At 28.7% G+C, this 2,680-nt stretch carries 2 protein-coding genes; both read left to right on the top strand.

What is annotated here, in order from left to right; translation table 11 throughout:
- Nucleotides 1-239: 239 nt before the first annotated feature.
- On the top strand, nt 240-1,388 hold the full coding sequence (locus I4N53_RS00350; RefSeq protein WP_012994853.1) for a hypothetical protein: 1,149 nt from the start codon (nt 240-242) through the stop codon (nt 1,386-1,388).
- 846 nt (nt 1,389-2,234) lie between these two features.
- Nucleotides 2,235-2,680: hypothetical protein (locus tag I4N53_RS00345; RefSeq protein ID WP_214495313.1), on the top strand; the 446-nt coding region annotated here is incomplete at its 3' end.

The following is a 2,680-nucleotide window of genomic DNA, read 5'->3' as shown; positions in this document are numbered from 1 at the left end:
TATTATTTTTTGTAAGAATTAATTGTGTATAAAAATGTGTATAAAAAATTATACATTTCAAAAACTTTTACACATTTTGTCCATATACAGTGAAGTGGCATAAAAATTGCTTGAGTTTTATTATAGAAAATAAATCTTGCAGAAAGGAGATGATGAATAGAAGAAAGAAACAGTTTCACTTAGCGACTAGAAGGGCTGACTTAAATTTTAAAAAATATTAAATTTTTAAGGAGGTAAGGATGTTGCTTAACAAAAAAATATTATCAATAATTTTGGTACTTGTTTTGCTAGCGGGAATAAATTATACGAAAGTTTTTGCTTTGAATAATGATAATTACCAAATAAAGCATGAAGCTTTTATTGAAAAGATAAAAAATGTAAACAGTAAACATTCTGACGGTATATTATTGCATACAGAATCAAAAATAATTCAAGAAAATGGTAAAATTTATAGAGTAGAGGAAAGAGGTAAACCCATTAAAGCACGAATAAATATAAAGGATGGTAGAATAGAAGGTTTTATTAAATGTGATAACAAAAAGTACATGTTAGAAGGAATACTGGATGAAAAAAATGAAAAATATATTGGAAATGTTGTAAATTATACAGGATATACTTTTGAAGTATTTATAACAGATGAAGAAAAAGGGTATTTATTAATTAATATATTTGATGACAATAAAAATCCCAGCTCGTATTTAATTTCTGACAAAAAACCCATGACTGTTAAAACCCAAGTTTTAAGTCGCAATAACGAGTATGAAGCTTCTGAGGATTTATATAGTATTCAAGCAGATTATTATGATGATTTATTAACTGTAAGTACTAGGGGAATTTATTATAGAGTTCAAGGACCAATTTCGATAAATACAGGTACGTGGTTTCACAAAATAAATATAAGAACTTATGCTGATGATGCTTGGGAAGACAGTGGAATTGGTGATTTAATGCGTTATGCAGCTTTTGTAATTAAAAATGACATAAAGTTCCATCCCAAAAATAGTGATGTAGAAGTCGTTAAAGAAACACCAAATTCTAATCAAACAACCAATTTTAGTTTTCCGTTTTATTTTCCTATTATAGGTCTTGTGACAGTTCCCGTAACAACATCCACAACAAATGTAAGTGATGTTGGAGATGTAATTTACTCATTCACATGGTCGCCGCTAGTGGCATATTTAGATGAAGCTGACAGTGCTTATTATTCAGGGAAAAAATCGTTTGGAGGACGTATTATGTGGTCTGTAACTGAAAAGGGATATAAGTATACCGATGTATACGTTTATTTAAAATATGAAGTTATCGCGAAGAAGTGGGAAGGAGGAAATAATTTGTATGCATATCCCTCTTATAGTAATACCGCTACTTATATTGTAAAAGTTTATTAGTTTTATGAAAGTCATCATCAAGCTAATATTAATTTAGGGTCTCTTTATGAGCAAAATATATGGGTGTAATAGAGACTAAATAATTGATAAAGAAAGAAGTATGGTAGCGAATGTTGAATAATTAAGCTTCTACAATTATAGCAAGAGAGGATGGAGTCATTCCCTACTCTTTGGTTAGAATAAAGGTAGAGAGTTATTCTTACTAATAAGGCTAATTCTAAAGGTTCTTTGTCAAGAGTTGTGGTGGGTATTTTCTTAATACCCGCCTTTTAGTTTTAAACTGAAATATAATGTAATTATTGCAAATTTTATAGCAGAGATAACAAAATTAAAGGAAAGGTAGGTTCTCAGAAAAAATAATTTTTTACCAATGCTAGCCTTTAATAATTGTCGTGTGCCTTCTTGACGGCATAGTGTAAAATTATCGTATGAGTAAGCAGGAATCCATTAGGGTTATAATTCGTCCTGCACTTATTCTGATGCCTACTTTTAATAAATCTTGTGTTTAACCAATTTTATTATAGCCGGCATTCAGAATAAGTGCGCTATTTTTTAAGAGATGTTCTTTATCCGCCCCAACATTTATTATAGAACCATGATAATAGTGAATTACTGGGAGGAAAAATAGCAAATGAAAAAAGGATATACATAAAAATCGTAGCAAAAGAAATATGGATAGAACTGTTTAGTGTAAAATACCACAAGAAAAAGTAGTAAAATATTACCCGGGAAAAACTATACTAAAATAGTAGACACTAGAAAATTTTCATACTATAATGGTAATAGAAAAACATTTTTTAAAAAAATAGATATACTAGAGTGGCATAAGAAAGGAGTTTTGAAGAATTGAAAAATAGGTTTGTGCCTTGGATTCTTTTAATTTTTTTAGTCACATCTATAAGCTTAAACATCCAACAGTATAAAATAATACAAGGATATAAAGCTCAAATGGATAGTATTAATGGTTATTTTAAAAACTATTTACGTTTCTTAAGTTCAAATATTGGAAAATTTGACGGTAGTGAGGATGACTTAATAATTTTTAGCTCTTTAAGTGGTGGTGTATTTTTTTTATCTTTAGCGTGCAATGTTAATGGGTTTTATAAAAACAATTTACTTGACTCAGATGTGTTCATGGAATTAAATAACATGTTTTTAAATGCTCCACGATGGTTAGAAAAAATTAAAGAAAATAAATTTCAACTAGAAGAACAACTAAAAATATTGGCTGAAAACCCAAACAGCAAAAATGCTCAAGAAAAGCTTTTTGAATTAATTAAAGAGATTGAAAA

This window comes from Thermoanaerobacter sp. CM-CNRG TB177, from assembly GCF_018588165.1.
Lineage (GTDB): Bacteria > Bacillota > Thermoanaerobacteria > Thermoanaerobacterales > Thermoanaerobacteraceae > Thermoanaerobacter > Thermoanaerobacter thermocopriae.
This window is presented reverse-complemented; position numbering and strand designations above follow the sequence as displayed.